Source organism: Acidovorax sp. 93 (genome assembly GCF_003633835.1).
GTDB classification, from domain to species: Bacteria; Pseudomonadota; Gammaproteobacteria; order Burkholderiales; family Burkholderiaceae_C; genus Acidovorax; species Acidovorax facilis.
In genome coordinates, this window is the sequence record NZ_RBIT01000001.1 from 1,412,442 (window position 1) to 1,438,087 (window position 25,646).

Annotated in this window: 22 protein-coding genes; 9 read left to right on the plus strand and 13 right to left on the minus strand. The window is 62.7% G+C overall.

The window, feature by feature from the left end; genetic code table 11:
• Positions 1–23 precede the first annotated feature (23 nt).
• Entirely contained in the window at positions 24–2,357 is a 2,334-nt protein-coding gene (locus C8C93_RS06365; RefSeq protein WP_121506294.1) for a penicillin-binding protein 1A, read from the plus strand.
• A gap of 213 nt (positions 2,358–2,570) precedes the next feature.
• Entirely contained in the window at positions 2,571–2,969 is a 399-nt protein-coding gene (locus C8C93_RS06370) for a hypothetical protein (protein WP_055397836.1), read from the plus strand.
• A 57-nt stretch (positions 2,970–3,026) separates the two neighbouring features.
• On the opposite strand, the gene C8C93_RS06375 is transcribed toward C8C93_RS06370, so the two are convergent.
• From C8C93_RS06375 to C8C93_RS06385, 3 genes are all read right to left on the minus strand, one after another.
• Positions 3,027–3,251: a DUF1737 domain-containing protein gene (locus C8C93_RS06375; protein ID WP_121506295.1), complete on the minus strand. Its 225-nt coding sequence runs from the start codon at positions 3,249–3,251 to the stop codon at positions 3,027–3,029.
• Between the two features lie 8 nt (positions 3,252–3,259).
• Complete coding sequence (locus C8C93_RS06380; protein WP_055397838.1) at positions 3,260–3,811, minus strand: NUDIX hydrolase; 552 nt, start codon at positions 3,809–3,811, stop codon at positions 3,260–3,262.
• Between the two features lie 123 nt (positions 3,812–3,934).
• Positions 3,935–4,630, minus strand: a complete 696-nt coding sequence (locus C8C93_RS06385) for a fumarylacetoacetate hydrolase family protein (RefSeq protein WP_121506296.1) — start codon at positions 4,628–4,630, stop codon at positions 3,935–3,937.
• Positions 4,631–4,799: 169 nt separating this feature from the next.
• On the opposite strand from C8C93_RS06385, the gene C8C93_RS06390 reads away from it, so the two are divergent.
• The 3 genes from C8C93_RS06390 to C8C93_RS06400 all read left to right on the plus strand — a co-directional run bounded on the left by C8C93_RS06390 (position 4,800) and on the right by C8C93_RS06400 (position 6,897).
• On the plus strand, positions 4,800–5,255 hold the full coding sequence (locus C8C93_RS06390; RefSeq protein WP_121508671.1) for a MarR family winged helix-turn-helix transcriptional regulator: 456 nt from the start codon (positions 4,800–4,802) through the stop codon (positions 5,253–5,255).
• 101 nt (positions 5,256–5,356) lie between these two features.
• Entirely contained in the window at positions 5,357–6,025 is a 669-nt protein-coding gene (gene maiA, locus C8C93_RS06395) for a maleylacetoacetate isomerase (protein ID WP_121506297.1), read from the plus strand.
• Positions 6,022–6,897, plus strand: a complete 876-nt coding sequence (locus C8C93_RS06400; RefSeq protein ID WP_121506298.1) for a polyphenol oxidase family protein — start codon at positions 6,022–6,024, stop codon at positions 6,895–6,897. Before maiA ends, C8C93_RS06400 begins: the two co-directional genes overlap by 4 nt.
• Here the strand turns inward: C8C93_RS06400 and C8C93_RS06405 are convergent.
• Positions 6,817–7,143 (minus strand): hypothetical protein, encoded by a 327-nt coding sequence (locus C8C93_RS06405; protein ID WP_121420228.1) that lies wholly within the window; start codon positions 7,141–7,143, stop codon positions 6,817–6,819. The genes C8C93_RS06400 and C8C93_RS06405 overlap by 81 nt on opposite strands.
• 124 nt (positions 7,144–7,267) lie before the next feature.
• Between C8C93_RS06405 and C8C93_RS06410 the strand changes: the two genes are divergently transcribed.
• The 3 genes from C8C93_RS06410 (at position 7,268) to phbB (ending at position 11,308) form a co-directional block, all read left to right on the plus strand.
• Positions 7,268–8,968, plus strand: a complete 1,701-nt coding sequence (locus C8C93_RS06410; protein ID WP_121506299.1) for an alpha/beta hydrolase — start codon at positions 7,268–7,270, stop codon at positions 8,966–8,968.
• Positions 8,969–9,042: 74 nt separating this feature from the next.
• Positions 9,043–10,221 (plus strand): acetyl-CoA C-acetyltransferase, encoded by a 1,179-nt coding sequence (locus C8C93_RS06415; RefSeq protein WP_121506300.1) that lies wholly within the window; start codon positions 9,043–9,045, stop codon positions 10,219–10,221.
• 349 nt (positions 10,222–10,570) lie between these two features.
• Positions 10,571–11,308, plus strand: a complete 738-nt coding sequence (phbB, locus tag C8C93_RS06420) for an acetoacetyl-CoA reductase (RefSeq protein WP_121420225.1) — start codon at positions 10,571–10,573, stop codon at positions 11,306–11,308.
• 486 nt (positions 11,309–11,794) lie between these two features.
• Here phbB and C8C93_RS06425 read toward each other — a convergent pair whose 3' ends face one another.
• The 6 genes from C8C93_RS06425 to dapC all read right to left on the minus strand — a co-directional run bounded on the left by C8C93_RS06425 (position 11,795) and on the right by dapC (position 19,549).
• Complete coding sequence (locus C8C93_RS06425; RefSeq protein ID WP_121506301.1) at positions 11,795–13,837, minus strand: ABC-F family ATP-binding cassette domain-containing protein; 2,043 nt, start codon at positions 13,835–13,837, stop codon at positions 11,795–11,797.
• Positions 13,838–13,949: 112 nt separating this feature from the next.
• The gene (gene prmB / locus C8C93_RS06430; RefSeq protein ID WP_121506302.1) at positions 13,950–14,885 is read right to left on the minus strand and encodes a 50S ribosomal protein L3 N(5)-glutamine methyltransferase; all 936 of its coding nucleotides are present in this window, start codon (positions 14,883–14,885) and stop codon (positions 13,950–13,952) included.
• On the minus strand, positions 14,882–16,075 hold the full coding sequence (gene dapE / locus C8C93_RS06435; RefSeq protein ID WP_121506303.1) for a succinyl-diaminopimelate desuccinylase: 1,194 nt from the start codon (positions 16,073–16,075) through the stop codon (positions 14,882–14,884). The genes prmB and dapE overlap by 4 nt, the downstream gene beginning before the upstream one ends.
• 163 nt (positions 16,076–16,238) lie before the next feature.
• Positions 16,239–17,402: a PilT/PilU family type 4a pilus ATPase gene (locus C8C93_RS06440; protein ID WP_055397852.1), complete on the minus strand. Its 1,164-nt coding sequence runs from the start codon at positions 17,400–17,402 to the stop codon at positions 16,239–16,241.
• Positions 17,403–17,472: 70 nt separating this feature from the next.
• Entirely contained in the window at positions 17,473–18,306 is an 834-nt protein-coding gene (gene dapD / locus C8C93_RS06445) for a 2,3,4,5-tetrahydropyridine-2,6-dicarboxylate N-succinyltransferase (protein ID WP_121506304.1), read from the minus strand.
• 37 nt (positions 18,307–18,343) lie between these two features.
• Entirely contained in the window at positions 18,344–19,549 is a 1,206-nt protein-coding gene (gene dapC / locus C8C93_RS06450; protein WP_121506305.1) for a succinyldiaminopimelate transaminase, read from the minus strand.
• 174 nt (positions 19,550–19,723) lie between these two features.
• Here dapC and C8C93_RS06455 point away from each other — a divergent pair, with 174 nt between their 5' ends.
• Complete coding sequence (locus C8C93_RS06455) at positions 19,724–21,214, plus strand: methyl-accepting chemotaxis protein (RefSeq protein ID WP_121506306.1); 1,491 nt, start codon at positions 19,724–19,726, stop codon at positions 21,212–21,214.
• Positions 21,215–21,241: 27 nt separating this feature from the next.
• Here the strand turns inward: C8C93_RS06455 and C8C93_RS06460 are convergent, their stop codons facing one another.
• From C8C93_RS06460 to C8C93_RS06470, 3 genes are read right to left on the minus strand one after another with little or no spacing between them, the layout of a single operon-like run.
• Complete coding sequence (locus C8C93_RS06460; RefSeq protein WP_121506307.1) at positions 21,242–23,803, minus strand: phytanoyl-CoA dioxygenase family protein; 2,562 nt, start codon at positions 23,801–23,803, stop codon at positions 21,242–21,244.
• Between the two features lie 26 nt (positions 23,804–23,829).
• Positions 23,830–24,588 carry a glycosyltransferase family 2 protein gene (locus C8C93_RS06465; RefSeq protein ID WP_233559247.1) on the minus strand — a complete coding sequence of 253 codons (759 nt, stop codon included), beginning with the start codon at positions 24,586–24,588 and terminating at the stop codon, positions 23,830–23,832.
• The gene (locus tag C8C93_RS06470) at positions 24,581–25,576 is read right to left on the minus strand and encodes a GDP-L-fucose synthase (protein WP_121506308.1); all 996 of its coding nucleotides are present in this window, start codon (positions 25,574–25,576) and stop codon (positions 24,581–24,583) included. The genes C8C93_RS06465 and C8C93_RS06470 overlap by 8 nt, the downstream gene beginning before the upstream one ends.
• Between the last annotated feature and the right edge of the window lie 70 nt (positions 25,577–25,646).

Here is a 25,646-nt window from a genome sequence, read left to right on the forward strand (position 1 = left end):
TCTCCCCTTTCTCTGAGTTTTTGATGCGCACATTGCTGCTTTCCTTTCAGGCCCGCGCGGCGGCCCTGTTCCGCTGGCTGGCCGGCCTGTTCGCCTGGATACCCCGCCCGCTGCGCCGCGCGCTGATGTGGGGAGCCCTGGCCGTGCCTGCCGCCGTGCTGGTCTACACGCTGGTGCTGATCCCGTTCACCCCCTCCATCAGTGACATCCGCAAGGCCAAAAGCGAGCTGCCCGCGCAGCTCATGTCGGTGGACGGCAAGCTGCTGGCCGAATACCGCTGGGCCAACCGCGAATGGGTGGAGCTGAGCCAGATATCGCCCAACGTGGTGAACGCCCTCATCGCCACCGAAGACCACCGTTTTTACGACCACTTTGGTCTGGACTGGCGGCGCACGGCGTCGTCGGTGGTGCACACGCTGCGCGGCGACCCACAGGGCGGCTCCACCATCACGCAGCAGCTGGCACGCAACCTGTTTCCGGAGGAGATCGGGCGCTCGCGCGTGTTCCCGCAGGCCCTCACGCGCAAGCTCAAGGAGGCGATCACCGCGCTCAAGATCGAGGCGTCGTACACCAAGGACGAGATCCTGGAGACTTACCTCAACACCGTGCCGTTCCTCTACAACGCCTACGGTATCGAGATGGCCGCGCGCACGTATTTCGACAAGTCGGCCGACAAGCTCAACGTGCTGGAAAGCGCCACGCTGATCGGCATGCTCAAGGGCACGGCCTACTACAACCCCGTGCTCAACCCCGAGCGTGCCCAGGCACGGCGCAACACCGTGCTGTCGCAAATGGTCAAGCGCGGCAAGCTCGAAGAAAAGCAGCTGGAGGCCCTGCAAAAACGCCCGCTGCGCGTCAATTTCGAGCGTCAGACCGAGGTGATGGGCCCGGCGCCGCACTTTGCGATGCAGCTGCGCAAGCAGCTCATCGAGTGGGCCGACAGCCATGGCTACAACCTGTATGCCGATGGCCTGGTGATCCGCACCACCATCGACTCGCGCCTGCAGGCCATCGCCAACCAGGCCGTGGCGCGCCAGGGTCGCCAGCTGCAAGGCGTGGCCGACACGGCCTGGTCGCAGCGCAATGGCTGGGGCCCGAACAACGAGCTGGTACAGACGCTGGTGCGCGAAAGCCCCGAATACCGCAACGCCGTGGACAAGGGCCAGACCCCGGAAGAGGCATTGCAGGCGCTGCTGGATGACACCGCCTTCCTGCAGAAACTGCGCGCCGAGAAGACACGGGTGCAGGCCGGGTTTCTGGCGCAGGACCCGGTCACCGGTCATGTGCTGGCGTGGGTGGGCAGCCGCGACTTTGCGCAAGACCCGTTCGACCATGTGCAGGCGGCGCGGCGCCAGCCTGGCTCCACGTTCAAGCCCTTTGTGTATGGCGCGGCGTTTGCCAGTGGCGCGTCGCCCAGCGATACGCTGATGGACGGGCCCGTAGAAATCCCCCTGGGCGGAGGCCGCGTGTGGCGCCCCACCGATGGCGGCCCGCCCAGCGACCAGCCCATGACGCTGGCCGATGGCCTGGCGTTTTCCAAGAACACCATCACCGCACAGGTCATGCAGCAGGTGGGCCCGGCCCGCGTGGCCGAGGTGGCCCGGGCCCTGGGGGTGCGCCAGTCGCCGCTGGAAGAGGTGCCATCTCTGGCGCTCGGCACCAGCCCGGTCACCCTGAAGGAAATGGTGACGGCCTACAGCTCCATCGCCAATCTGGGCCGCTATGTGGAGCCCGTGCTGATTACCCGCATCGAGGACCGCCACGGCAAGGTGCTGGAGACTTTTGCGCCGTCTGCCCCCGAAACGGTTTTCGAGCCACGCGCCGCGCAGACCTTGCGCAATACCATGCGCGGCGCCATCGACCGGGGCACGGCCACCGCAATCCGCACCCGCTATGGCATCCAGGCCGATGTGGCGGGCAAGACCGGCACCACGCAGGACAACACCGACGGCTGGTTCATCCTGATGCACGCGCGCGTTGTGGCGGGTGCCTGGGCGGGTTTCAACGACGGCCGCATCACGCTGCGCAGCGATGCGTGGGGGCAGGGGGCGCGCAGCGCGTTGCCCATGGTGGGCGAGTTCATGCAGCAGGCCATTCGCACCAGGGCGATCAACGGGAATGACCGCTTTGTAGACGAGTTTGTGGATACCCCCCCGCCACCGGCGGATGGATCACTGGGCGCGATGCGGGAATGGATCCGGGGCCTGTTCGGAGGGGATGCGCAATCCCCCTCTGCACCGGCCCCCTGGCCCGGAACTCCGCCACGGCCCAGCGGTGATGGGCTGCCACCGGTCACCACGGACCCTGCTGGTTCGTCCCGGCCGCCTGTGCCGGCCGAGGAGCGGGTGGGCGGGTAGGTGCGAAGTGGCGGGGTGGGCCTGCGCACCCCACGCCACCGAAGCGTTGCACAGCGCTGCCAACTTTGACGGTGTAGGACGGCGTCGCCAGTCACTCCATGGTGCGGCTGGCGCCTCCCTTATGCGCGTAAACGAACAGACCTTTCATGGTGGGGCCCGCACATTGGCCCATGCAGTTGTTGTTGGACTGCATGCAACGCCAAAGGACTCACCGTGAAAACGATTACCACCACCTTGCTTGTGCTGGCCACCCTCACCCTCGGCGCCTGCACCGGCCCCATGGGCCCCCCGGGAGCGCAGGGCAATACCGGCAATACGGGATATACCGGCAAGACCGGTGACACCGGCTATACCGGAGCCACCGGAGCCACGGGCAACCAGGGAAACACGGGTTACACAGGGGCTACGGGCAGCATGGGGTCCACAGGGGCCACAGGCGGGCAGGGCAGCACGGGTGCTACCGGCATGCAAGGCGCCACGGGCTACCAGGGGGATACAGGTGCCACGGGTGCCAAGGGCAACACCGGCAACACTGGTAGCAAGGGCAACACCGGTAATACCGGAACCTCGGGCGATGGCAGTACCGTCATCGTCATACCCGCCAAGCCGTGACACGGCGCGCTCCGCGGCTGACGGCCCGCGACCGGCGATGCGTCGGACGGGCGGAGGTCAGACCACTGTGCCAGGCCACACAATGGCCTGCGCCACGATCACGGTCTGGCCGTTGAACGTGGCGGCGGGGGATCCGTACAACCGGTAGCCCAGTGCCAGCGCGTCGCTGACACGGCGGCACAAGCTGGCGTCATCAGGGCCTGTGAGCAAGCGGTAGGCTGGCAGGCCATCGGGAGGTGTGCTGGCCGGGGCAGGGGACGTGGAGGTGGTAGTGGCAGTCATCCCACGGCCTATTCGATGTCAATGAAGTGCATACCCATGGCGCCCGCCTTGCGGTCGGCAAAGTAGCATTCCAGGGTTTCCTTCACGGTGCGGAAGGCCAGTTCGTCCCAGGGTACCTCGTCTTCGGCAAACAGACGCGCCTCGATGGTCTCGTAGCCGGGGTTGAACTGGTCGCTCAGCAGCGTGGCGCGGTAAAACAGGTGTACCTGGCCTACACGGCGCACATTCAGCAGGCTGAACAGCGGGCCCATTTCAATCTGGGCGCCAGCCTCTTCGTCTGTTTCTCGCGCGGCGCCCTGGGCCGTGGTTTCGTCCAGCTCCATGAAGCCTGCGGGCAGGGTCCACTTGCCCCAGCGGGGTTCGATATTGCGCTTGCACAGCAGGATGCGGCCATCGGGCAGTGCGGGCACCGTGCCCACCACGTTGAGCGGGTTCTCGTAGTGCACCGTGTTGCAGACGGGGCACACCGCGCGCTGTTTGGTGTCGCCGTCGTCCGGCAGGCGGTAGACCACGGCGGTGCCACAGGCGCGGCAGTGTTTGATGGGGCTGCGGAAGGTCATCGGAGGATTTTTCGAATCAAATCGGCTGCCAGCGCTTGTTCTATAAGCGCAAGCAGCTATGAAAAGCATAGTGCAGGGGCTGTGCGTCCAGACTGGGGCCCCGCGGCGCCCAGGCCAGGGGCGTTACACCACGCTCAGCCGCAGCGTGCCCAGGCCTTCGACACCACCCTCCAGCACATCGCCGCGCACCACGGCGCCCACGCCTTCGGGGGTACCGGTGTAGATCAGGTCGCCGGGCTGCAGCTCCCACGCGGCCGAAAGGTGTTCGATGGTTTCGGCAATGTTCCAGATCAGCTGCGCCACACTGCTGCGCTGCTTGTCCGCTCCGTTGACCTGCAGCCAGATGGGCGCGTTGGCCACGTCGCCAGCCTGGGCAGCCGGGGTGATGGGGCCAATGGGCGCGCTGGCATCAAAGCCCTTGCCGATGCACCAGGGGCGGCCCTGTTTTTTCATGTCGTTCTGCAGGTCGCGGCGTGTCATGTCCAGGCCCACGGCATAGCCGTAGATGTGTGCCAATGCGTCGGCGGCCTTGATGTTTTTGCCACCCTTGCCGATGGCCACGACCAGTTCGATCTCGTGGTGCAGGTTGGCGGTGAGGCTGGGGTAGGGCAGCTGGCCCGTTTCGCCTGCGTTGACCACCACGATGGCATCGGCGGGCTTCATGAAGAAGAAGGGTGGCTCGCGGCCGGTGAAGCCCATTTCCTTGGCATGCTCTTCATAGTTGCGGCCCACGCAATAAATGCGGTGTACGGGAAAGCGGTCGCCGCTGCCCACCACGGGCACGCTGGCCACGGGGGCGGGAGAAAACACGTAGCTCATGTCAGCCTCTCGAATTTCTGGGTTCAATGGAAATGAATGATTGCCCGACGGCGCGGATGCCAGGGCATGGACTGTGTCGCAAAAACCCCGGGTTGGACCCGGCGCGGCCTCGGTGTGGCAGTGTGCCATGGGCGCGGGCCGTCTGCTGTGGGGCGCTACACTCGCGCCCATGGCAAAGAGCTTCGATTTCCACAACACGCCAGGCCACCTGGTGCGCCGTGCCCACCAGCGAACCGTGGCGCTTTTCATGGAAGAGACTGCGGGGTTTGACGTGACGCCGGTGCAGTTCGCCATCCTGCACGAGCTGCTGGCACGGCCCGGTGAAGACCAGGTCACGCTGGCGTCCCGCGTGGCGTTCGACGCTGCCACATCGGGCTCGGTAATTGGGCGGCTCGAAAAACGCGGCTGGATCCGCCGCGAGCCCGACACCCGCGACCGCCGCCGCAAACTGCTGTGGATCACCCCTGAGGGCGAGGTGGCCGCGCTACAGATGCGTGATGCCGCCCAGCGTGTGCAGGAGCGGCTGATGGCGCCACTCAATGCGCAGGAGTGCATCGATCTGATGGCCATCCTGTCCAAGGTTGTCTACAACCACCAGGACCCGGCAGGGGCCTCGGGCGCCTGACGGACACGGGCGGCCCCGAGGCTTGCCCATTCAGCGCCCGCGGTAGTGTGGGGCCCCACTGTCACGCTTTGAAACGTCCCCTTTCACCACGTATTTTCTGCATGCAGCTCTACAACTACTTCCGTTCCTCCGCCTCGTTCCGTGTGCGCATCGCGCTGCAGATCAAGGGCTTGCCTTACGACTACATCCCCGTGCACCTCGTCAAGGGTGAGCACCAGGCCCCTGCGTACGCCAGCCGCATCGGCGATGCGCTGGTACCCACGCTGGTGACCGATGACGGAGCGGCGCTGTCGCAGTCGATGGCCATCATCGAATACCTGGAGGAAACCCACCCTACGCCCGCGCTGCTGCCTGCCACGCCCCTGGCGCGGGCACACGTGCGTGCGCTGGCGCAGATGGTGGCGTGCGAAATCCATCCCATCAACAACCTGCGCGTTCTCAAGTACCTGGTGCGCGAGCTGAAGGTGGACGAGGGGGCCAAGAACGCGTGGTACCACCACTGGGTGCGCAGCGGGCTGGAGGCCTTTGAGCGCCAGCTGGCACTGTTGGCGCAAGAGCGCGAAACCCAGGGCCTGCCTCCCTCCGTGCTGTGCTGGGGCCACACCCCCACGCTGGCCGACTGCTGCCTGGTGCCGCAAATCTTCAACGGCCAGCGTTTCAACGTGGACCTGGGTGGCCTGCCACTCACGATGGGGGCATTCGACGCCTGCATGGCGTTGCCCGCATTCCAGAAGGCCCAGCCGTCCGCCTGCCCGGACCACGAAGCTTGACCCCGCACGAAGGCCCTCTGGCGGCGGCCGACTGTCTGGTGCCCGACTGGCCCGCGCCCGAGGGCGTGTTTGCACTGTGCACCACACGCACGGGGGGCGTGAGCCTGCCACCCTATGACAGCCTGAATCTGGGGACCCATGTGGGTGATGTCGCGGCCGCCGTGCACACCAACCGCATGCGGCTGCAATCCACGGTCGCTGCGGTGGCGAATGGCACACGGGCGGTGTTTCTGAACCAAGTACACGGCGATGGCGTGGTGCACCTGGACAGCAGCACACCCGATGGCATCGACGCCGATGCCTGCGTGGCCACCGCGCCCGGTGTGGCCTGCACCATCATGGTGGCGGACTGCCTGCCGGTGCTGCTCGCACACTGTTCAGGCCGTGTGGTGGCGGCGGCGCATGCAGGCTGGCGCGGGCTGGCCGGAGTGGGCGGGCAGGGAGTACTGGAATCGGTCTTCAAGCGTTTTGAGGCCCTGGCGCTGGATGGCAAAGCGCTAAGTGCTATCAAAATAGAAGCAAACGATCCTGCCCAAACGTTCGCCCAGGACACCCTGGTCTGGCTGGGTCCCTGTATTGGCCCGCAGGCCTTTGAAGTGGGGGCCGAGGTGCGCGCGGCATTTTGCGAGGCGAACCCGGCTTCAGAGGCGTGTTTTGTGCCCAGCGGCAGTGCCAAAGGCAAATACCTGTGCGACCTGGCTGGACTGGCTCGGCTGCGGCTGCAGGCGCTGGGGATCACCCAGATCCACGGCAACGATGGCACATCGCCTTGGTGCACCGTAACCAACGCTTCACGGTTCTTTTCGCACCGCCGCGACAGTGGGGCCCTCGGCGCTAGCGGGCGCTTCGCCGCCTGCATCTGGCGCAGCTGACGCCGTGGCAGTGGTTGCGGCTGCGGCTTGCTCCGCATCGTACGCCGCCTGCTCTGCGGCCTCGCGTGCCTTGATTGCCCGCTTGCGCGAAGGAGTGCCAAGGATGTACACCAGAATGCCCATGGGCAGCATGCCATACAGCGCAAAGGTGATCACGGCGCCGAGCACGGTGCCGTTGGGGCTGGTGGCTTCGGCCACCGCCATCATGAGGGTGACGTAGGTCCAGGCGATGACGATGAGGTACATTGGTTTGTGTTCAGTGCAAGCGTTGAATCCGTTGCCATGTGCAAAGGGCTCGGCAACAATGAACCCGAGAGATAAAAAACCAGAAGCTTTGCCGCTGCGAGCGACCAATCACTGAGGAAAGAGCATGAATTCTGAATCACCCTGGGCCGAGAGCGCCGAGCAGTTCCAGAAGATTTTCGGGCAAAGCTGGTCGCAGGCGCTGCAGTCGTTCCAGAAGCTGGACATGGGCACCCAGGTACCTGCAGCACCACCCCTGAAATTTTCGCCCACCAAGCTGCAGTCCCTGCAGCAGCAGTACCTGAAAGACGCGCAGGAACTCTGGGCCCAGGGCCTGCAGGGAACCCCCGAAGTCAAGGACCGCCGCTTCTCCGGCGAGGGCTGGGCCAGCAACCCCGTTGCTGCGTTCTCAGCCGCAGCCTACCTGCTCAATGCCCGCACCCTCATGGGGCTGGCCGACGCGGTGGAGGCAGACGAAAAGACCAAGGCACGCATCCGCTTTGGCGTGGAGCAGTGGATGGCTGCCATGGCACCCAGCAACTTCCTGGCCTTCAACGCCGAAGCGCAGAAAAAAGCCATCGAGACCAAGGGCGAGAGCATTGCCAAGGGCATGCAGAACCTGCTGCACGACATCACGCAGGGCCATGTGTCGATGACCGACGAAAGCCTGTTCGAGGTGGGGCGCAACGTGGCCACTACCGAAGGCGCGGTGGTGTTTGAGAACGAGTTGTTCCAGTTGCTCGAATACAAGCCGCTCACCGCCAAGGTGTACGAGCGGCCCTTCCTGCTCGTGCCGCCGTGCATCAACAAGTTCTACATCCTCGACCTGCAGCCCGAGAACTCGCTGATCCGCTACGCCGTGGAGCAAGGCCACCGGACCTTTGTGGTCAGCTGGCGCAACCCTGACGACAGCCTCGCCCACAAGACCTGGGACGATTACGTGGAAGACGGCGCCATGGCCGCCATCGACGTGGTACAAAACATCACTGGCGCCGACCAGATCAACGCGCTGGGTTTTTGCGTGGGCGGCACCATCCTGAGCAATGCGCTGGCCGTGCTGGCCGCGCGCGGCGATGAGCCCGTGGCCAGCGCCACTTTCCTCACCACGCTGATCGACTTCACGGACACCGGCATCCTCGACGTTTTCATCGACGAGGCTTTCGTGAAGTTCCGCGAGATGCAGATGGGCAAGGGCGGCCTCATGAAGGGGCAGGACCTGGCCTCGACCTTCAGCTTTCTGCGCCCCAATGACCTCGTGTGGAACTACGTGGTGGGCAACTACCTCAAGGGCGAAACACCGCCCCCGTTCGACCTGCTGTACTGGAACAGCGACAGCACCAACCTGCCAGGCCCGTTTTACGCTTGGTACCTTCGCAATTTCTACCTTGAAAACAACCTCGTCCAACCGGGCAAGCTCACCGTGTGTGGCGAGAAGATGGACCTGGGAAACCTCACGCTGCCCGTCTACATCTATGGCTCGCGCGAAGACCACATCGTGCCCATCAACGCCGCCTATGCGTCCACCCAGGTGCTACCCGGCAAGAAGCGCTTTGTGATGGGTGCCTCGGGCCACATTGCGGGCGTCATCAACCCGCCCGCCAAAGGCAAGCGCAGCCACTGGATCCGCGCCGACGGCAAGCTGCCCGCCACGCTCGACCAATGGCTGGACGGCGCTACCGAGCACCCCGGCAGTTGGTGGACCGACTGGTCTGGTTGGCTCAAGGGCCACGCGGGCAAGCAGATCGCGGCGCCCAAGAGCTACGGCAAGGGCACCAAGTTCAAGGCCATCGAGCCAGCACCTGGCAGCTACGTGAAGCAGAAAGCCTGATACGCAAAAGTCCTGACTTTCAGCACTGCGAGAATTACCAAGCAACCAACAACCTCCAACCACAAGGACATTCCATGGAAGACATCGTCATCGTTTCGGCCGCCCGCACTGCTGTGGGCAAGTTTGGTGGTGCGCTGGCCAAGACGCCTGCGACCGAACTGGGCGCCATCGTGATCCGCGAAGCCATCGCGCGCGCGGGCCTCTCGTCCGACCAGATTGGTGAAGTCATCATGGGCCAGGTGCTGGCCGCTGGCGTGGGCCAGAACCCCGCCCGGCAGGCTTCCATGAAGGCTGGTGTGGCCAAGGAAACTCCTGCGCTCACGATCAACGCGGTGTGCGGCTCAGGCTTGAAGGCCGTGATGCTGGCTGCGCAGGCTGTGGCCTGGGGAGACAGCGAGATTGTCGTGGCTGGCGGCCAAGAGAGCATGAGCATGGCGCCCCATGTACTGCCCGGCTCGCGCGATGGCCAGCGCATGGGCGACTGGAAGCTCATCGACACCATGATCGTGGACGGTCTGTGGGACGTGTACAACCAGTACCACATGGGCATTACGGCGGAGAACGTTGCCAAGGCCTACGGCATCACCCGTGACATGCAGGACGCCCTGGCCCTGGGCAGCCAGCAAAAGGCCGCCGCAGCGCAAGATGCCGGCAAGTTCGTGGACGAAATCGTGGGTGTGAGCCTGGCGCAAAAGAAGGGCGACCCCATCCTGTTCAACGCCGACGAATACCTCAACCGCAAGACCAACGCCGAAGCGCTGGCAGGCCTGCGCCCCGCATTCGACAAGGCCGGCAGCGTGACGGCGGGCAACGCATCCGGCCTGAACGATGGCGCTGCCGCCGTGGTGGTGATGAGCGCCAAGAAGGCGGCCGCCCTGGGTCTCAAGCCCCTGGCACGCATCGCTGCATTCGGAACCAGCGGACTCGATCCCGCCACCATGGGCATGGGCCCGGTGCCAGCGTCACGCAAGGCCCTGCAGCGCGCAGGCTGGAACGCTGCCGATGTGGATCTGTTCGAGCTGAACGAAGCCTTTGCCGCACAAGCCTGCGCGGTGAACAAGGAATTGGGGATTGACCCTGCCAAGGTGAACGTGAACGGCGGTGCCATCGCCATCGGCCACCCCATCGGCGCTTCCGGCTGTCGCATCCTAGTAACGCTGCTGCACGAAATGCAGCGCCGCGATGCCAAGAAGGGCTTGGCGGCGCTGTGTATTGGTGGCGGCATGGGCGTGTCCCTGGCCTTGGAGCGCTAACAAGCCCCTGCGCCTGTTTGCACCTGCGGTTCAGCCGTTTCTCAGGTGCAAGGCCAAAAATCGAAGCCGCGTTACGACGCGGCTTTTTTATGTCTGGCTTCAGGGTGAACGTATGGCCGCCGTGGCCCCACTTCGGCGTGCGCAGGTGGTTGCAAGATGTTTCTATGGGATCGTTGGAAGGCTCTGGCTTGCACCAAAACTGTGACTCTGCCGAGACACATAGCGCGTAAGGCGTGTGACGCATGCCGATATGCCAAAAAGAAAAGGGCTTCAGTGTTTTCCTTCACGGCGGCGGTAGATTTCTTCGGTAGAGTGGCTGTTGAGCAAATCACTAACAAGGAGAAATCACATGAGCCAGAAAGTTGCATACGTCACCGGCGGCATGGGCGGCATCGGGACTGCCATTTGCCAGCGCCTGCACAAGGAGGGCTTCAAGGTCATCGCAGGTTGTGGCCCTACCCGTGACCATGCCAAGTGGCTGGCCGAGCAGAAAGCCCTGGGCTACACCTTCTATGCGTCGGTGGGCAATGTGGGCGACTGGGATTCCACGGTAGAAGCCTTTGGCAAGACCAAGGCCGAGCACGGTACCATCGATGTGCTGGTGAACAACGCCGGCATCACCCGCGACCGCATGTTCCTCAAGATGTCGCGCGAAGACTGGGACGCGGTGATTGAAACCAACCTCAACAGCATGTTCAACGTCACCAAGCAGGTGGTGGCCGACATGGTGGAAAAGGGCTGGGGCCGCATCATCAACATCAGTTCGGTGAACGGTGAAAAGGGCCAGGCGGGCCAGACCAACTACTCGGCGGCCAAGGCGGGCATGCATGGCTTTTCGATGGCCCTGGCGCAGGAGCTGGCGACCAAGGGCGTGACGGTCAATACGGTGAGCCCCGGCTACATCGGCACCGACATGGTCAAGGCGATCCGCCCCGATGTGCTTGAAAAGATCGTTGCCACGGTTCCCGTCAAGCGCCTCGGTGAACCCAGCGAAATCGCTTCCATCATTGCGTGGCTTGCTTCGGATGAAGGTGGCTACGCGACCGGTGCCGATTTTTCGGTCAACGGTGGCCTGCACATGGGTTGATGCCCGAAGGCTTGGAAAAACAAAAAACCCCGCAATGCGGGGTTTTTTGTTGGAGGAGCAAGAGGGAAGGGGTCGCCGGTTATCTTGCTTCGAGGAGCCTATGAAATGGGCCGTTTGGCGGAAACACAACCGGTACCTTGGTACGCTTTGTGCTTTGATTTTGCGGCTGGCATTGGATGGGCGCTTGAAGCGGGAAGCTGGCTGCCACGCCTTCAGAAGCGGGCGGGAGCGCGCTTGCGATCGCGTTCGTCTTCGGGCCAAGCGGACAAGATTGCGGTGGTATTCATGCTGGAAAACTCCTGTGATGTACCAACAACGCGGCCCATCTACTGTCCGTTGACAACGTCTCGCAAAAAAATGCAACCGTAAGTGCCCGCAGGCTTACCTCTACACCGCTATCAAAAATAATAGCTAAAAATGATTGCTGGATAAGCGCAAAGGTCGAATAACGATCACTTTGCGATTACATGAATTTACATTTTTGGCCTATGCTGCTGCCGAAATTTCTTCCAATTCGGAAGAAATTTCCAGCCAGCGTTCTTCCAGTTGGGCGGTCTCATCATGGCCTGCCTTCAGGGCGCGGCCACACTCTGCGATCTCGGCCGGGGGCAGGGCCTGCGTGAGCTTGTGCTCGAGCGCAGCCCGTTCGCCAGCCAGCGTCGCCAGGCGCTTGTCGATCTGCTCCAGCTCTTTTTTGAGCGGCCGGGTTTTTTCGGCTTGTTGCTGGCGCGCCTGGGCATCCAGTTTGCGTTGTTCTCGCCCGTCCCTTGAAGGGGTTGGGGCGGAGGCCGGTGTGGGCACCAGGGCGGCGACAGGAGCGGGATTTGCTGCCGCTGAAGGTGCGTTGGCCTTGGTGGCTGTGGGGGCGGCCTCCGAGACCTGTGCCTGTTCGGCCAGGCGCGCCTCTTCGCGAAGGCGTTTGGACTCTTCGAGCAGGTAGCGCTGGTAGTCGTCCAGATCGCCATCGAAGGGCCCCACAACGCCCCGGCCTACCATCCAGAAGTCTTCGCAGACCGAGCGCAGCAGCGAACGGTCGTGGCTGACCAGCATGACGGTGCCATCGAAGTCGTTGAGCGCCATGGCCAGGGCCTCGCGGGTCGCCAAGTCGAGGTGGTTGGTAGGTTCGTCGAGCAGCAGCAGGTTGGGACGCTGCCAGACGATCATGGCCAGCACGAGGCGGGCTTTTTCGCCACCGCTCATGGTGCCCACGGCCTGCTTGACCATGTCGCCCGTGAAGTTGAACGTGCCCAGATAGCTGCGCAGGTCTTGCTCGCGGCTGGGTTGCTTGATGTCGGGGCCCAGTTCCTTGGCCAGGCGGATCATGTGCTCCAGCGGGTTCTCGTTGGGGCGCAACACGTCCAATTCCTGCTGGGCAAAGTAGCCGATGTTCAGGGCCTTGCCTTCGGTCACGCTGCCGCCCAGGGGCTTCATGGTGCGGGCAATGGTTTTGACCAGCGTGGACTTGCCCTGGCCGTTGGCACCCAGGATGCCGATGCGCTGGCCCGCCAGCACCGAGCGATTGACGCCGGTGAGGATGGTGGTGGGCGTGCCCTCGTCGTCCACATAGCCAAATGATGCATCGCTGATGGCCAGCATCGGGTTTGGCAGATTGGCGGGTTCCTTGAACTCGAAGGTGAAGTCCGCCTCGGCCAGCACGGGGCCAATCTTTTCCATGCGTTCGAGCTGCTTGACGCGGCTTTGCGCCTGCTTGGCCTTGCTGGCCTTGGCCTTGAAGCGGTCGATGAACTTCTGCAGATGGGCCATCTTCTCCTGCTGTTTGGAGAAGCTGGCCTGTTGCAGTTCAAGCTGCTGGGCGCGCAGCTCTTCGAACTTGCTGTAGTTGCCACCGTAACGGTTCAACTCGCCTTGCTGGATTTGCAGGGTGACGTTGGTGATGGCGTCCAGAAACTCGCGGTCATGGCTGATCACGATCATGGTGCCCGCGTAGCGCTTGAGCCAGGCTTCGAGCCAGACCAGGGCGTCCAAGTCCAAGTGGTTGGTGGGCTCGTCCAGCAGCAGCAAATCGCTGGGGCACATCAGTGCGCGGGCCAGTTGCAGGCGCATGCGCCAGCCACCCGAGAAGCTGTTGACGGGTTGGTCCAGTTCGCTGACGCGAAAGCCCAGGCCCAGAATCAATGCCTGTGCACGTGCCACGGCATCGTGGGCTCCCGCGTCGTGCAAGTCGGAATAGGCGTGCGCGATGGCCATGCCGTCGTCGCTGGCCTCTGCGTCGAGCAACTGTTGCTGGACCTCGGCCAGACGCGTGTCACCCTCCAACACAAAGTCAGTGGCCGACTGGTCGGTTTCGGGCATGTTCTGCGCGACCTCCGCCATGCGCCAGCTGGTGGGGATGTAGAAATCTCCCCCGTCTTCGTGCAGTTTGCCGCTGAGCAAGGCAAACAGGCTCGACTTGCCCGCGCCATTGCGGCCCACAAGGCCGACGCTTTCGCCGGGGTTGATGGTGGCGGAAACGCTGTCGAGCACGACTTTGGCGCCGCGTCGCAGGGTAACGTTCTTGAGGGTGATCATCCGGAACTCAGAAAAAAGCGCACCCGCACTGGGCGGGTGGCGTGAAAAAGCAGGGGGCCAAGGCTGTTGCAAACCATCCAAGGGATGCAGCAAGCCGGTGGCGCGCAACCCTCTATTGTGCCGTGAGCCGGCTTTGGGCGGCCAAGGCCTGCCGAGTCACCAGCAAAACCTGGTCTTCACCTGCACTGGTATCGAGCCAGAAAACAGGCAGTTGGGGGAAAGCGGCCTCGAAGTAAGCGCGTTCGTTGCCAATCTCCAGAATGATCACTGCATCCTCACTCATGCAGGCGGGAGCAGCGGCAAACAGCTGGCGCACAAAGTCCATGCCATCGTTGCCTCCGGCCAGGGCCAGCTCGGGCTCGGCACGGTATTCGGCGGGCAAGGCGGCCATGCTGGCCGCATTCACGTAGGGCGGGTTGCACAGGATCAGGTCCCAGGGGCCGGGCAGTGCAGCCAGGCCATCGGACAGCTGCAGCTGGATGCGGTCTTGCAGGCCATGTTTGTCCACGTTGATGCGGGCTACCGCCAGCGCATCGGGCGATATGTCGGCGCCCGTCACCTGCACCTCGGGCCAGGCCATGGCCGCCAGCACGGCAAGGCTGCCGTTACCCGTGCACAGGTCCAGCACCTGGCGGGTGTGGTCGCTCAGGTACTCGTCAGCCCCCCCATCGACCAGCAGTTCGGCAATGAAGCTGCGCGGCACGATGGCGCGTTCGTCCACGTAGAACGGTATACCTTGCAGCCAGGCCTCTTGTGTGAGATAGGCGGCGGGCTTGCAGGTGCGGATGCGCTCTTCAAAAAGAGTAGCTACCAACGCTTGATCGGCGGGCGCTACGGGCTGATTCTTCATGGAATCTGGGGCTTCCGACAGATCACTGTCCAGCGGCAGCCCTAGACGCCAGAGCACCAGCCAAGCGGCTTCGTCGTGGGCATTGGTGGTGCCGTGGCCAAAGGAGACGCCTGCTGCGGCAAGGCACTGCGCACCCGATTCGACCAGGGCACCCACGGTATCGCCCGCGACGGTGGGGTGCTGTTGTGGTGTGTTCATGCTGGCACTCCATCGGCGGCCAGGGCCTGCGCATGCAGGTTTTCCAGCGTGCGGCGGTAGATGTTCTTGAGGGGGTCAATGTCGGCCACGACGATGTGCTCGTCGATCTTATGGATGCTGGCGTTGGGGGGGCCGAGTTCGATCACCTGGGGGCACACCTGGGCGATGAAACGGCCGTCGCTGGTTCCGCCCGTGGTGGAGAGTTCGGTGGTCAGCCCGGTCTCTGCCGTGATGGCCTGCTGCACGGCGCCCACCAGTTCGCCGGGGGTTGTCAAAAACGGCTGGCCGCCCAGCGTCCAGCGCAGGTCGTATTCCAGGCCATGGCGGTCCAGCACGGCGTGCACACGCTGCTGCAGGCCTTCGGCAGTGGATTCAGTCGAGAAGCGGAAGTTGAAGTCGATCACGACCTCTCCCGGAATCACATTGGTGGCACCCGTGCCGCCGTGCATGTTGCTGACCTGCCAGCTGGTGGGCGGGAAAAACGCGTTGCCCTCGTCCCACACCGTGGCCGCCAGCTCCGTGAGTGCGGGCAGGGCCTGGTGAATGGGGTTGCGGGCCAGTTGCGGGTAGGCAATGTGCCCCTGAATACCGCGCACAGAGAGCTTGCCACTGAGCGTGCCGCGCCGCCCGTTCTTGATCATGTCACCCGTTTTTTCGACAGAGGTGGGTTCTCCCACGATGCAGTAATCGAGCTTTTCACCACGTGCCTTGAGTTTCTCGACCACGACCTTGGTGCCATCCACCGAGGGGCCTTCCTCGTCGCTGGTCAGAAGAAAAGCCAGCGCAATCTGCGGATCGGGCGTGGCGGCCAGGAACTCTTCCACCGCCACGACAAAGGCGGCGATGGAGGTTTTCATGTCGCTGGCACCACGGCCATAGAGCTTGCCATCCTTGTGGGTAGGCACAAACGGGTCGCTGCTCCACTGTGCCAGCGGGCCGGTGGGTACGACATCGGTGTGGCCGGCAAACACTATGGTTTTAATAGCTGCTTGCGCCTTTCCATCAAGCGCTACAGGCCTTTTTGCCCACAAGTTGCTGACACGAAAGTCCGCCGGGCCGCTGTCCAGGCGCTCACACACAAACCCGAGCGGAGCCAGCCGCGCGGCCAGCAGGTCCAGGCAGCCCGCATCCTCGGGGGTGATGGAGGGCAGGGAAATGAGCTGTTCGGCGAGGTGCAGGGTACGGGACATTGGGGATTCGGTGGGATGGGGCCGTGCAGTCAGCTGTAGTTAGAGAGCGAAGCGTAAGCATCAGCGCGGCCTAGGCGAGAGACGGCAAGCCAAGGGCCGCCCCGCAGCGAGGGCGTCGTCCCCCAGGGGGAAGGCGCCGCAGGCGACTCAGGGCGGAGACATTTCATGCCGCTGGTTTGACGTCCAGCACGATCTCGGTGAAGGAAGGCGCGTCGTCGGGTGCATCCCGCGCTTCCTTCTGCGCCTTGGCGGCATTGGCGGCCAGGGAGAAATCGTTTTGCAAGCGCCACATGAGATTGGTAGGCGAGTCAGCGTAGGCCATGCCTTCCTTGCGGTCGATCTTGGAGTCCATGATCAACCGGGCGAGGGCTTCCTCAAAGGTCAGCGAACCTTCGGCCATGGACTTCTCCATCGCTTCTTTGACGCCTGAGAAATCGCCTTTTTCGATCAGGTCGGACACCAGCTTGGTGTTGAGCATGACTTCCACCGCCGGAGCACGGCTGCCGTCGATGGTGCGCACCAGGCGTTGGGAGATGATGGCCTTCAGGGCGGATGCCAGGTCGCCCAGCATGGTGGGACGCACTTCGACGGGATAGAACGACAAGATGCGATTGAGCGCGTGGTAGCTGTTGTTGCCGTGCAGCGTGGCCAGACACAAGTGGCCGGACTGGGCGTAGGCAATGGCGGCCGACATGGTTTCGCGGTCGCGGATTTCGCCGATCAGGATCACATCCGGCGCCTGGCGCAGCGCGTTCTTGAGGGCGGTCTGCAGCGATTGGGTATCACTGCCGATCTCGCGCTGATTGACGATGGATTTCTTGTTCTTGAACTGGTACTCGACCGGGTCTTCGATGGTGAGGATGTGGCCGGTGAGTGCTTCGTTGCGGGTGTCGATCATCGACGCCAGGGATGTGCTCTTGCCCGAGCCCGTGGCGCCGACCATCAGGATCAGGCCCCGCTTTTCCATGATTAGTTCGCGCATCACGGGTGGAAGGCCCAGCGAGTCGAATTCGGGAATCTGCTGCGAGATGAAACGGATCACCACCGCGTAGCTGCCGCGCTGGCGCATGGCACTGATACGGAAGCGGCCCACACCGCTGAGCGGCACGCCCATGTTCAGCTCGCCGGTTTCCTCCAGTTCTTCGATGCGATCTGGAGGAACCACTTCGGAGAGCAGGTTGCGCGGCGCATCGGGCGGCAGGATCTGGTTGTTGATCGGGATGCATTCGCCGTTGATCTTGATCAGCGCCGGGGCATTGGCCGACAGGTAGACGTCTGATGCCTTCTTTTCGCTCATCAGGCGAAGAATCCGCTCCATCGTGCTCATGGTGTTTCCCTCTTGTTGTCGGTGTCTGTCGGCTGGCAGGCGAGATGGCCTGCCCCGGGCTTGAATGCGATCAGTCGCGCAGCAGATCGTTGATGCTGGTCTTGGAGCGCGTCTGCGCGTCCACCTGTTTGACGATGATGGCGGCGTACATGCTGTAGGGCGTACCGTTGGCGGCTGTCTTGGGCAGGTTGCCGCTGACCACCACCGAGCCCGAGGGCACGCGGCCATAGCTGATCTCGCCCGTGGCGCGGTTGAAGATGGGCGTGCTCTGGCCCAGGTACACGCCCATGCCCAGCACGGAGTTTTCTTCCACCACCACGCCTTCAACCACTTCGGACCGTGCACCGATGAAGCAGTTGTCTTCAATGATGGTGGGGCCGGCCTGCAGAGGCTCCAGCACGCCACCAATGCCCACGCCGCCCGACAGGTGCACGTTGGCGCCGATCTGTGCGCACGAACCCACTGTGGCCCAGGTGTCGACCATGGTGCCTTCGCCCACATAGGCGCCGATGTTCACATACGAAGGCATCAGGATCGCGCCCTTGGCGATGAAGCTGCCACGGCGGGCGACGGCGGGTGGCACCACACGCACCCCGGTGGCCTTCATTTCTTCTTCAGACAAGTGGGCAAACTTGGTCTGCACCTTGTCGTAAAAACCCAGGTCACCGGCCTTGACCACTTCGTTGTCCTTCAGGCGGAACGACAGCAGCACCGCCTTCTTGATCCACTGGTGCACGGTCCACTGGCCCACACCTTCGCGCGTGGCCACGCGCAGCGTGCCGTTGTTCAGCTCGGCGATCACATGCTCGACAGCGTCCTGGATTTCCTTGGGGGCGGCGGAGGGCGAAAGGCTGGCGCGGTTGTCCCAGGCGTTGTCGATGAGGGTTTGCAGTTGTTGGGTCATGTTGTTGTCTGTCAGTCTGTGGATCAGGAATCAGAAATCAGGCAGTGCGGGACTGGATGAATTGCACGATGCGCAACGCAGCCTCCACGCACTCTTCGGTTTCGGCCACCAGGGCCATGCGCACGCGCTGGGCACCGGGGTTGCTGCCCTGGGCCTCGCGGGCCAGGTAGCTGCCAGGGAGCACCGTAACATTGTATTGAGCCAGAAGGGCCCGCGCGAACTCGGCGTCGTCCATGGCAAGCTGCTCGGGGACCTTGGCCCAGAGGTAGAAACCTGCATCGGGAAGGGCTACTTCCATGACACCCGCCAGCAGCGGCGTGACCTGGGCGAACTTCTTGCGGTAGCGCGTGCGGTTTTCCATCACATGCTGCTCGTCACCCCAGGCCGCAATGCTGGCGGCCTGCACGATGGGGCTCATGGCGCTGCCGTGGTACGTGCGGTACAGCAGGAAGGCCTTGATCAGGGCCGCATCACCCGCCACAAAACCGCTGCGCATGCCGGGCACGTTGCTGCGCTTGGAGAGACTGGTGAAGGAGATCAGGTTCTTGTAGTCGCTGCGGCCGAGCTTGTCTGCAGCCTGCAGGCCGCCCAACGGCGGTTCGTCGCGGAAGTAGATTTCGCTGTAGCACTCGTCCGAGGCAATCACAAAACCATACCGGTCGCTCAGTTCAAACAACTTCTTCCACTCCGTCAGCGGCATGACGGCGCCGGTGGGGTTGCCAGGGGAGCAAACAAAAAGCAACTGCGTCCGCTGCCACACGGAGTCCGGCACCGCGTCCCAATTCACGGCGAAATTGCGTGCCGGGTCGCTGGCCGCGTAATAAGGGGCCGCGCCCGCCAGCAGGGCTGCACCTTCATAGATCTGGTAGAACGGATTGGGGCAGACTACCAGCGGCTGGCCTTTTGAAGGATCGATGATGGTTTGGGCAAACGAAAAAAGTGCTTCCCGAGAACCATTCACGGGAAGGACCTGGGTGGCCGGATCCAGCGTGATGGCATAGCGCAAATTCAGCCAGCGGGTGAAGGCCTCGCGCAAGCCCAACTCGCCAGCGGTGGCGGGGTAACTCGCCAGGCCACTGAGGTTGTTACTGAGTGCATCTTTGATGAACTGCGGTGTAGGATGGCGTGGCTCACCCATGCCCAGGCTGATGGGGCTGTAGGCTGCCGGGGGCACCACCCCCGCAAAGAGCTGCCGCAGCCGCTCGAAGGGGTAGGGCTGGAGATGGGAAAGCAGGGGATTCATGGGGCGCCATTATGGGCGATCACCTCAGATCAGTCGGCGCTGGATCGGCCAGGGTTTGGCGGATCGTGACCGGAGCTGACCTCAATGCGTCGATGGGCCCGTGGTCTGTCAATCCGCCGTAAGTGCGTGTACCTAGTATTCAGGCCATTTGATCAGAACAATAGAGGAGACACGATGTCAGGATTCCTACCGCTGCGTCCGGGGCTTTGGTGGATGCGCAGGTGGCATTTGCCTGGCAAGCTGCTCTCGCTGAGTCTTCTGGTGGGGGCGGCACTTGCCATTGCTGCGTTTGGGGCGCCTTGGTGGGCGCTTGCCTTGGCCGTAGCGGTGGTGTTGTACGCTCTGCTCGTGCTTTACCGCAGTCTGGCCACCGACCTTGCGGGTCTGGCGCAAACCATAGAGCTGACCCAGGCCGGGGATCTCCGGGCCCAGCCCCGTCGCGACTACGGACAAGACGAAGTGGCCGAGATGGCGCAGTCGCTCGACCGCATGGTGATCACGCTCTCCTCCATGGTGGCAGACATCCGTAGCAATGCGGCGCTGGTCGCCCATGCTGGGCAGAGCCTGGCCGAGGGCAATCGCTCGCTGGCCGACCGCACCGAGCAGCAGGCCGCCAACCTGGAGCAGACGGCCGCCAGTGTGGAGCAACTGTCTTCAGCGGTGCAGAACAACGCTCAGACCGCGCACAGTGCCGATACCCGGGCGGCGCAGGTGCGTGACGCAGCCGATGTGGGCGTCCAGGCCATGGCACGTGCCGTGCAGTCGGTCGAGGCCATCCAGCAAGGTGCGCGGCGCATGACCGAAATCATCGGTGTGATCGACAGCATTGCATTTCAGACCAATATCCTTGCCCTGAACGCAGCCGTTGAGGCTGCTCGCGCCGGAGAGCAGGGCCGTGGGTTTGCCGTGGTGGCAGCAGAGGTGCGCACGCTGGCCAAGCGGTCCAGCGATGCCGCGCACGAAATTCGTGAACTGATCGGTGCCTCGGTCAGTCAGGTCGAAACCAGTGCGGGCCTGATTCGGTCGGCCGGGGAGGGGATCTCGGACATGGCGGGGGGCATTCGCAGCGTGGCAGCCAGCATGAGCGAAATCTCCGGATCGAGTGCCGAGCAAAGCACCGGCCTGCGCGAGGTGAGCGCCGCCGTGCAGCAACTGGACCAGATCACCCAGCACAACGCCCAGATGGTGGGCCATGCCGTGCAACAGGCAGAGGCCCTGGAAAGCCGCGCATCCACCTTGTCGCGTGCGGTCTCTGCATTCCGCCTGCAGCAGGGCACGGCCGAGGAGGCTGTGGCGCTGGTGGGCAAGGCCATGGCGCTGCACAAGAGTACCTCGCGCGACCAGTTCCTGCGCAGCATCACTGACAAGAATCAGCCCTACCACGACCGCGACATGTATGTGTTTGTCCTCGACCCCGCAGGCACCTACCTGGCCTTTGGAGGCAACACCGCCAAGGTGGGCACGCGGGTGCAGGACATTCCTGGCATTGCGGGCGACCGGCTGGTGAACGACATCGTTTCCCAGGCGGACCGTGAGCCGGGCTGGGTGGAGTACGACATCACCAACCCTGCCACGGGTGCGGTGCAGACGAAAATGTCTTACGTCAGCCGCGCGGGCGATCTGTATGTGGGGTGTGGGGTTTACAAGGCACTCGCTGCCCGCTGAGTTGTCGGCCCTCGGCCAGCGGCGGGCTCACCCCAGCAGCCGGCGGTACCAGGCAGTGGGTGGTTGTGGTGCAGGTGCTTTTGCGTTGGCCGCCTCAGCTTCGACCTCAGTTCCGGATGCATTCATGGGCAAGAGCGCAATCCGGCGAATACCCAACCCCAGAGAGCGCTTGTCCGTGCTCTCCGGATTCAGATCGCAGGGCCGCACGAGGGGGGAGCCCTGGAGCGCCACTCTGACCCGGTCCGCACGGCTTCGCAAGACCGCGTCGGGAACACGGGCCTCCAGGACGAGCGTGTCGCCCACTTGTTCCTGGCGCACCGCAATCGCTTGCCCATTCACCTGCATTTGAAGCTCGCTGACAGCTGCCATCGTCAACAGGTGGACGACTTCCAGCCGCAGCAGGTGATCGCCAACGCCTACCGGGCGGAAGTCGATCCATGTCTCAGGCTCCAGGCCTGTCCATGCAAAGTGATGTGGACCTTCGGTCTCCCGGACATGCCAGCCCCGTCCCGGGATGGGGCGGTCAAAGAGGTAGTCGTGCCCAGGCGGCAGGGAGGCGAGCCAGTGCGAATCGGGCTCGTCCAAGGGCGCTTCAATGTACCGGTTGAAGCCCATGCGGTCTTCACCCCGCAACATGACGCAGGGGAAAGGTTCGCTGACCTTTGCGATGGGGACCGTCACTCGGACGGCCAGTCCCAGCCTGTGCTCCGTGGTGCGGTTGGGGTTGGAGTGATGCAGCAGCCGTTCATTGAAGAGAAAGAACTGGCCGGGCTCCAGCACCATGGATACCTTGCGGGTTTCATCCACGTAGGCGGGGTCTGAAGCGATGCCGCCGAACCGAAGGCTCTTGGCTGGATCTGTATCGATGGCCGGAGGGATGATTTGCCGGTGCGAGCCTGGAATGATTTCCACGCATCCATTTTCCAGCGTTGCCGGCGTAATCGCCAGCCAAGCTGAAATGTTCAGGATGGGTTCCATGTTCCAGTTGTAATGATCTTGGTGCCAGGGGTATTCCTCTTGCTGTTCAGGCCGGGCAGGCGGTTTGTTGAAAAGATTGGAATTCCACAGAACGAGATCCGGCCCATAGAGAGAAGCCATGCGTTCCACGATGGCCGGGGCCGAGCACATCGCATGGACCGCTTGGCTGTCTAGGTGCCGCACGCGCAGGCCGAATGGGCAATAAGGCGTAGGCGTGGGCAGCACCCGCTCACATACCGTTGTGCGGAATTTTTCCATTTCATGGGGCGAGAATGCCGTGAATGGCCCTGCGTAGCCCTGTGTCCGAAATTGCTCAATTTCCTCCGGAGACAAGCAGAAGGGGAGTTCGGAGGTGTCTTTGTTCATGGGTGCCTGCGTAGAAATACCTGTCAATTCCGAGGTTGCGCTGGCACGCGGGTTGGCTGGAACGTCCTCCACTAGCGCGGCCAGGCGCTCGTAGGCAGCCCGGCCCACGCTGACCTGCTGTCGTGCCACTTGCAGCAACCGCTGCCGTTCAGTCCCTGCTGCATGCCACGCATCCTGTATGGCGGTCGCCAAGTGCGTGGCCGTTTCCTCACGGTCCAGAAACACGATGTGGCAGGCGGCGCCAAACTGGGCTTGAAGCCCTTGCATTTTCGACCGGTAGTGGGGCGATGCCACCAAGGCGATCACCGACACCCCTTGCGACAGTGCGAACACTGCCGCGTGGTAGCTGCCGGTGATGACCACACGGCATGCACCGATCTGCTGCACGACGTCCTGTGGCGTTGCAACCGGGTAGGAGGTGCAGCTGATGCCCGGGATGCCATGGAGCAGCGAGGCAATGGCGTCAGGATCGGAAGGACCGGCAAGCGAAATGGGCACACCGGCAACAAGAGGTGCACCCAGCCGTGAAATGGCACTTCCCAACCCTTCCCGCAGGCGCGACAGGGTGTTGGCATCTACGCCGGCGTAGTCCGCTTGGCGGACGTTGATGCCCAGGCTTTGGCCCAGAACTGTGGGGCGCAAGTCAAACGCCAGTTCAATCGCCTCGTCTGCTGCCACGACCAGGCGTTGTTCTGGCACCCCAAAGGATCTCGCCACCATCGGGCTTTGCTGCGATTCTCTGCAGACCACCAGGCTCAAAAGAGGAAATACCCCCAGCATCTTCTGCGAAAGGCTGCGAACGCTGACGGGTTCAAATCCACAGCTCAGAATGATTGCCGGTTTGCCGAGCCTGATACCCGCTTCCAGCGTCTGCAAGATGACTTCCGATTGACCAGAGAAATCGTCGCTGAAATATCCGCCGCCGGTCGCCATCACCATATCGCAATCCATCAGCGCCGACACGATGCGCGCACAGTCTGCTGATGCTTGGGTTATCAGGTTCCGGGTATCAGCACCAAGGGCGATCAGCGGCAGGGGGAGGCGTTCTTCGGTGAGCTCAAGCGCAATGACTTCGGGGCAATCCTTTCTGAGCAGGGCTGCATTGCGGGTTATCCAATGTATTTGACAATCAGGCCAGAGGTGCCGTAACCGGCGAAAAATGACCTGGTAAATCGCCCTGTCTCCCAGATTGTCGTTGTTGGAGAAATAGTTTCCTGAATCGACCAGAATTCGGTGCGGTGCCATTTGTGGATGTCAGAAGTAATAGGTGGTCAATGCCTCATCATGGAACGATACCAAACCGAGTATGGTTGGGCGAGCCACCACTTTAATGGCACCCGGCCATAATGCCGGCGAACCACATCTATCGCCTCCTGATAATGCGCTTTGCGCCGGGTGCTCGTCTTCGTTTCGGGGTGCTCCCGGTTGGTTGCCAGAAAGGTATCCACAAATTCCAGAGGTCCCAGAGCCTTGTAAAGGCGCCACCAAAGATCGTAGTCCATGGTCATGTGCAATGTTTCGTCCACGCCTCCAACGGCTTCCCAGGCAGTGCGGCGAATCAGCGTTCCGGGCTGAGAAACGATGCAGAGTTGCGCCATCCACCACTCGCTGAAAGGGCGGACAAAGACGGGATTGGTTCTTTTTGTGCTTTCCACATAGTTCCATACCCGTCCGTAGGCCATGGGGGCTGCTGGATTGTGCTGCAGTGCTGCCACCAGGCTTTTCAACGCACCTGGCAACAACCAATCGTCGCTATTGAGCCAGCAGACAAAAGGCGCACGTCCATTTGCTATCGCCTCGTTGATGGCCGACGATTGGCCCATGTCTTTGGAACTGCGCCAGCCTGCAAGCCGTTCTTCCCAGCGGCGTATGACCTCTATCGTGCCGTCGGTGGAACCACCGTCCGCGACATAGACTTCGACGGAGATGTCCTGAGCAAATATGGACTCGAGTGCAGCATTCAGATAGCGCCCCTGGTTATAGGAAGGCACTGCCACTGTCACCAACGGCATGTCCAGCGGATCATCCATTGGCACGCTGCTGCAGTGTTGACATGTAATTCCCGTAGACCATGGCCAACCCCTGCCTGAGTTCAGTCTGGGCGCGCCAGCCCAGTCCCTCCAGGCGACTCACATTCAGGAGTTTTCGGGGAGGACCATCCGGCTTGGAGGCGTCAAACTCGATATGGCCGGGATATCCCACCACGTCGCTGATCAAGTGTGCAAGCTCCCGAATGGACAGGTCTTCGCCAGTCCCCAGATTGATATGTGATAACCGAGGCTGCGTGCAGGCGTTGTAGACTGATTTTTCGAGATCCATGACATGGACGCAGGCTGCCGCCATGTCATCGACATATAGAAATTCGCGGCGCGGTGCACCGGTTCCCCAGATGACGACATTGGGCGCATGGGCGAGCTTTGCCTCGTGGAAACGCCGTATCAGTGCCGGAATGACATGGCTGTTTTCTGGGTGATAGTTGTCGCCCGGGCCATACAGGTTGGTGGGCATCACGCTGCGATAGTCGGTGCCATATTGCCGGTTGTAAGACTCGCACAGCTTGATGCCCGCAATTTTGGCAACGGCGTAGGGCTCGTTGGTGGGCTCCAAGGTGCCGGTCAGCAGTGCGTCTTCACCCATGGGCTGTGGCGCGAGTCTGGGGTAGATGCAGCTGGAACCCAGGAACATCAGGCGCTGAACACCGGCTCGCCAGGCTTCATGCACGACATTCGCCTCGATCATCAGGTTTTGGTAAATGAACTCTGCGGGATACGTATTGTTGGCGTGTATACCCCCCACCATGGCTGCGGCTAGGTAGACGTGGGTTGGAGCTTCATCCTTGAAAAACGAACGCACATCCGCCTGGCAGGTCAGATCGAGTTCGGCGTGGGTGCGTGCAATGATCTGGACACCACCTTGTTGCTCAAGCACACGCACGATGGCCGAACCAACCATGCCGCTGTGGCCGGCCACATAAACCCTCGGTGCCCGGACTGCTGAGCCGTTATTGGTCGCGGTCATGGGCGCGGCCCCCACACCTCGTCGCCAAGGCAGTACCACCGGGCGGCCTTCCCATTTTCTGCTCTTCTCA

Excerpts from the sequence above, each read along its gene's own strand:
- C8C93_RS06470 (WP_121506308.1), bottom strand. The coding sequence starts at position 25,576 with ATGACCGCGACCAATAACGGCTCAGCAGTCCGGGCACCGAGGGTTTAT.
- C8C93_RS06455 (WP_121506306.1), top strand. The coding sequence starts at position 19,724 with ATGTCAGGATTCCTACCGCTGCGTCCGGGGCTTTGGTGGATGCGCAGG.
- C8C93_RS06440 (WP_055397852.1), bottom strand. The coding sequence starts at position 17,402 with ATGAGCACGATGGAGCGGATTCTTCGCCTGATGAGCGAAAAGAAGGCA.
- phbB (WP_121420225.1), top strand. The coding sequence starts at position 10,571 with ATGAGCCAGAAAGTTGCATACGTCACCGGCGGCATGGGCGGCATCGGG.
- C8C93_RS06365 (WP_121506294.1), top strand. The coding sequence starts at position 24 with ATGCGCACATTGCTGCTTTCCTTTCAGGCCCGCGCGGCGGCCCTGTTC.
- C8C93_RS06415 (WP_121506300.1), top strand. The coding sequence starts at position 9,043 with ATGGAAGACATCGTCATCGTTTCGGCCGCCCGCACTGCTGTGGGCAAG.
- C8C93_RS06465 (WP_233559247.1), bottom strand. The coding sequence starts at position 24,588 with ATGGATGATCCGCTGGACATGCCGTTGGTGACAGTGGCAGTGCCTTCC.
- C8C93_RS06460 (WP_121506307.1), bottom strand. The coding sequence starts at position 23,803 with ATGGCACCGCACCGAATTCTGGTCGATTCAGGAAACTATTTCTCCAAC.
- C8C93_RS06390 (WP_121508671.1), top strand. The coding sequence starts at position 4,800 with ATGGCAAAGAGCTTCGATTTCCACAACACGCCAGGCCACCTGGTGCGC.
- dapC (WP_121506305.1), bottom strand. The coding sequence starts at position 19,549 with ATGAATCCCCTGCTTTCCCATCTCCAGCCCTACCCCTTCGAGCGGCTG.
- C8C93_RS06375 (WP_121506295.1), bottom strand. The coding sequence starts at position 3,251 with ATGACTGCCACTACCACCTCCACGTCCCCTGCCCCGGCCAGCACACCT.
- dapD (WP_121506304.1), bottom strand. The coding sequence starts at position 18,306 with ATGACCCAACAACTGCAAACCCTCATCGACAACGCCTGGGACAACCGC.
- C8C93_RS06385 (WP_121506296.1), bottom strand. The coding sequence starts at position 4,630 with ATGAGCTACGTGTTTTCTCCCGCCCCCGTGGCCAGCGTGCCCGTGGTG.
- prmB (WP_121506302.1), bottom strand. The coding sequence starts at position 14,885 with ATGAACACACCACAACAGCACCCCACCGTCGCGGGCGATACCGTGGGT.
- C8C93_RS06425 (WP_121506301.1), bottom strand. The coding sequence starts at position 13,837 with ATGATCACCCTCAAGAACGTTACCCTGCGACGCGGCGCCAAAGTCGTG.
- C8C93_RS06405 (WP_121420228.1), bottom strand. The coding sequence starts at position 7,143 with ATGTACCTCATCGTCATCGCCTGGACCTACGTCACCCTCATGATGGCG.
- C8C93_RS06410 (WP_121506299.1), top strand. The coding sequence starts at position 7,268 with ATGAATTCTGAATCACCCTGGGCCGAGAGCGCCGAGCAGTTCCAGAAG.
- C8C93_RS06380 (WP_055397838.1), bottom strand. The coding sequence starts at position 3,811 with ATGACCTTCCGCAGCCCCATCAAACACTGCCGCGCCTGTGGCACCGCC.
- maiA (WP_121506297.1), top strand. The coding sequence starts at position 5,357 with ATGCAGCTCTACAACTACTTCCGTTCCTCCGCCTCGTTCCGTGTGCGC.
- dapE (WP_121506303.1), bottom strand. The coding sequence starts at position 16,075 with ATGTCCCGTACCCTGCACCTCGCCGAACAGCTCATTTCCCTGCCCTCC.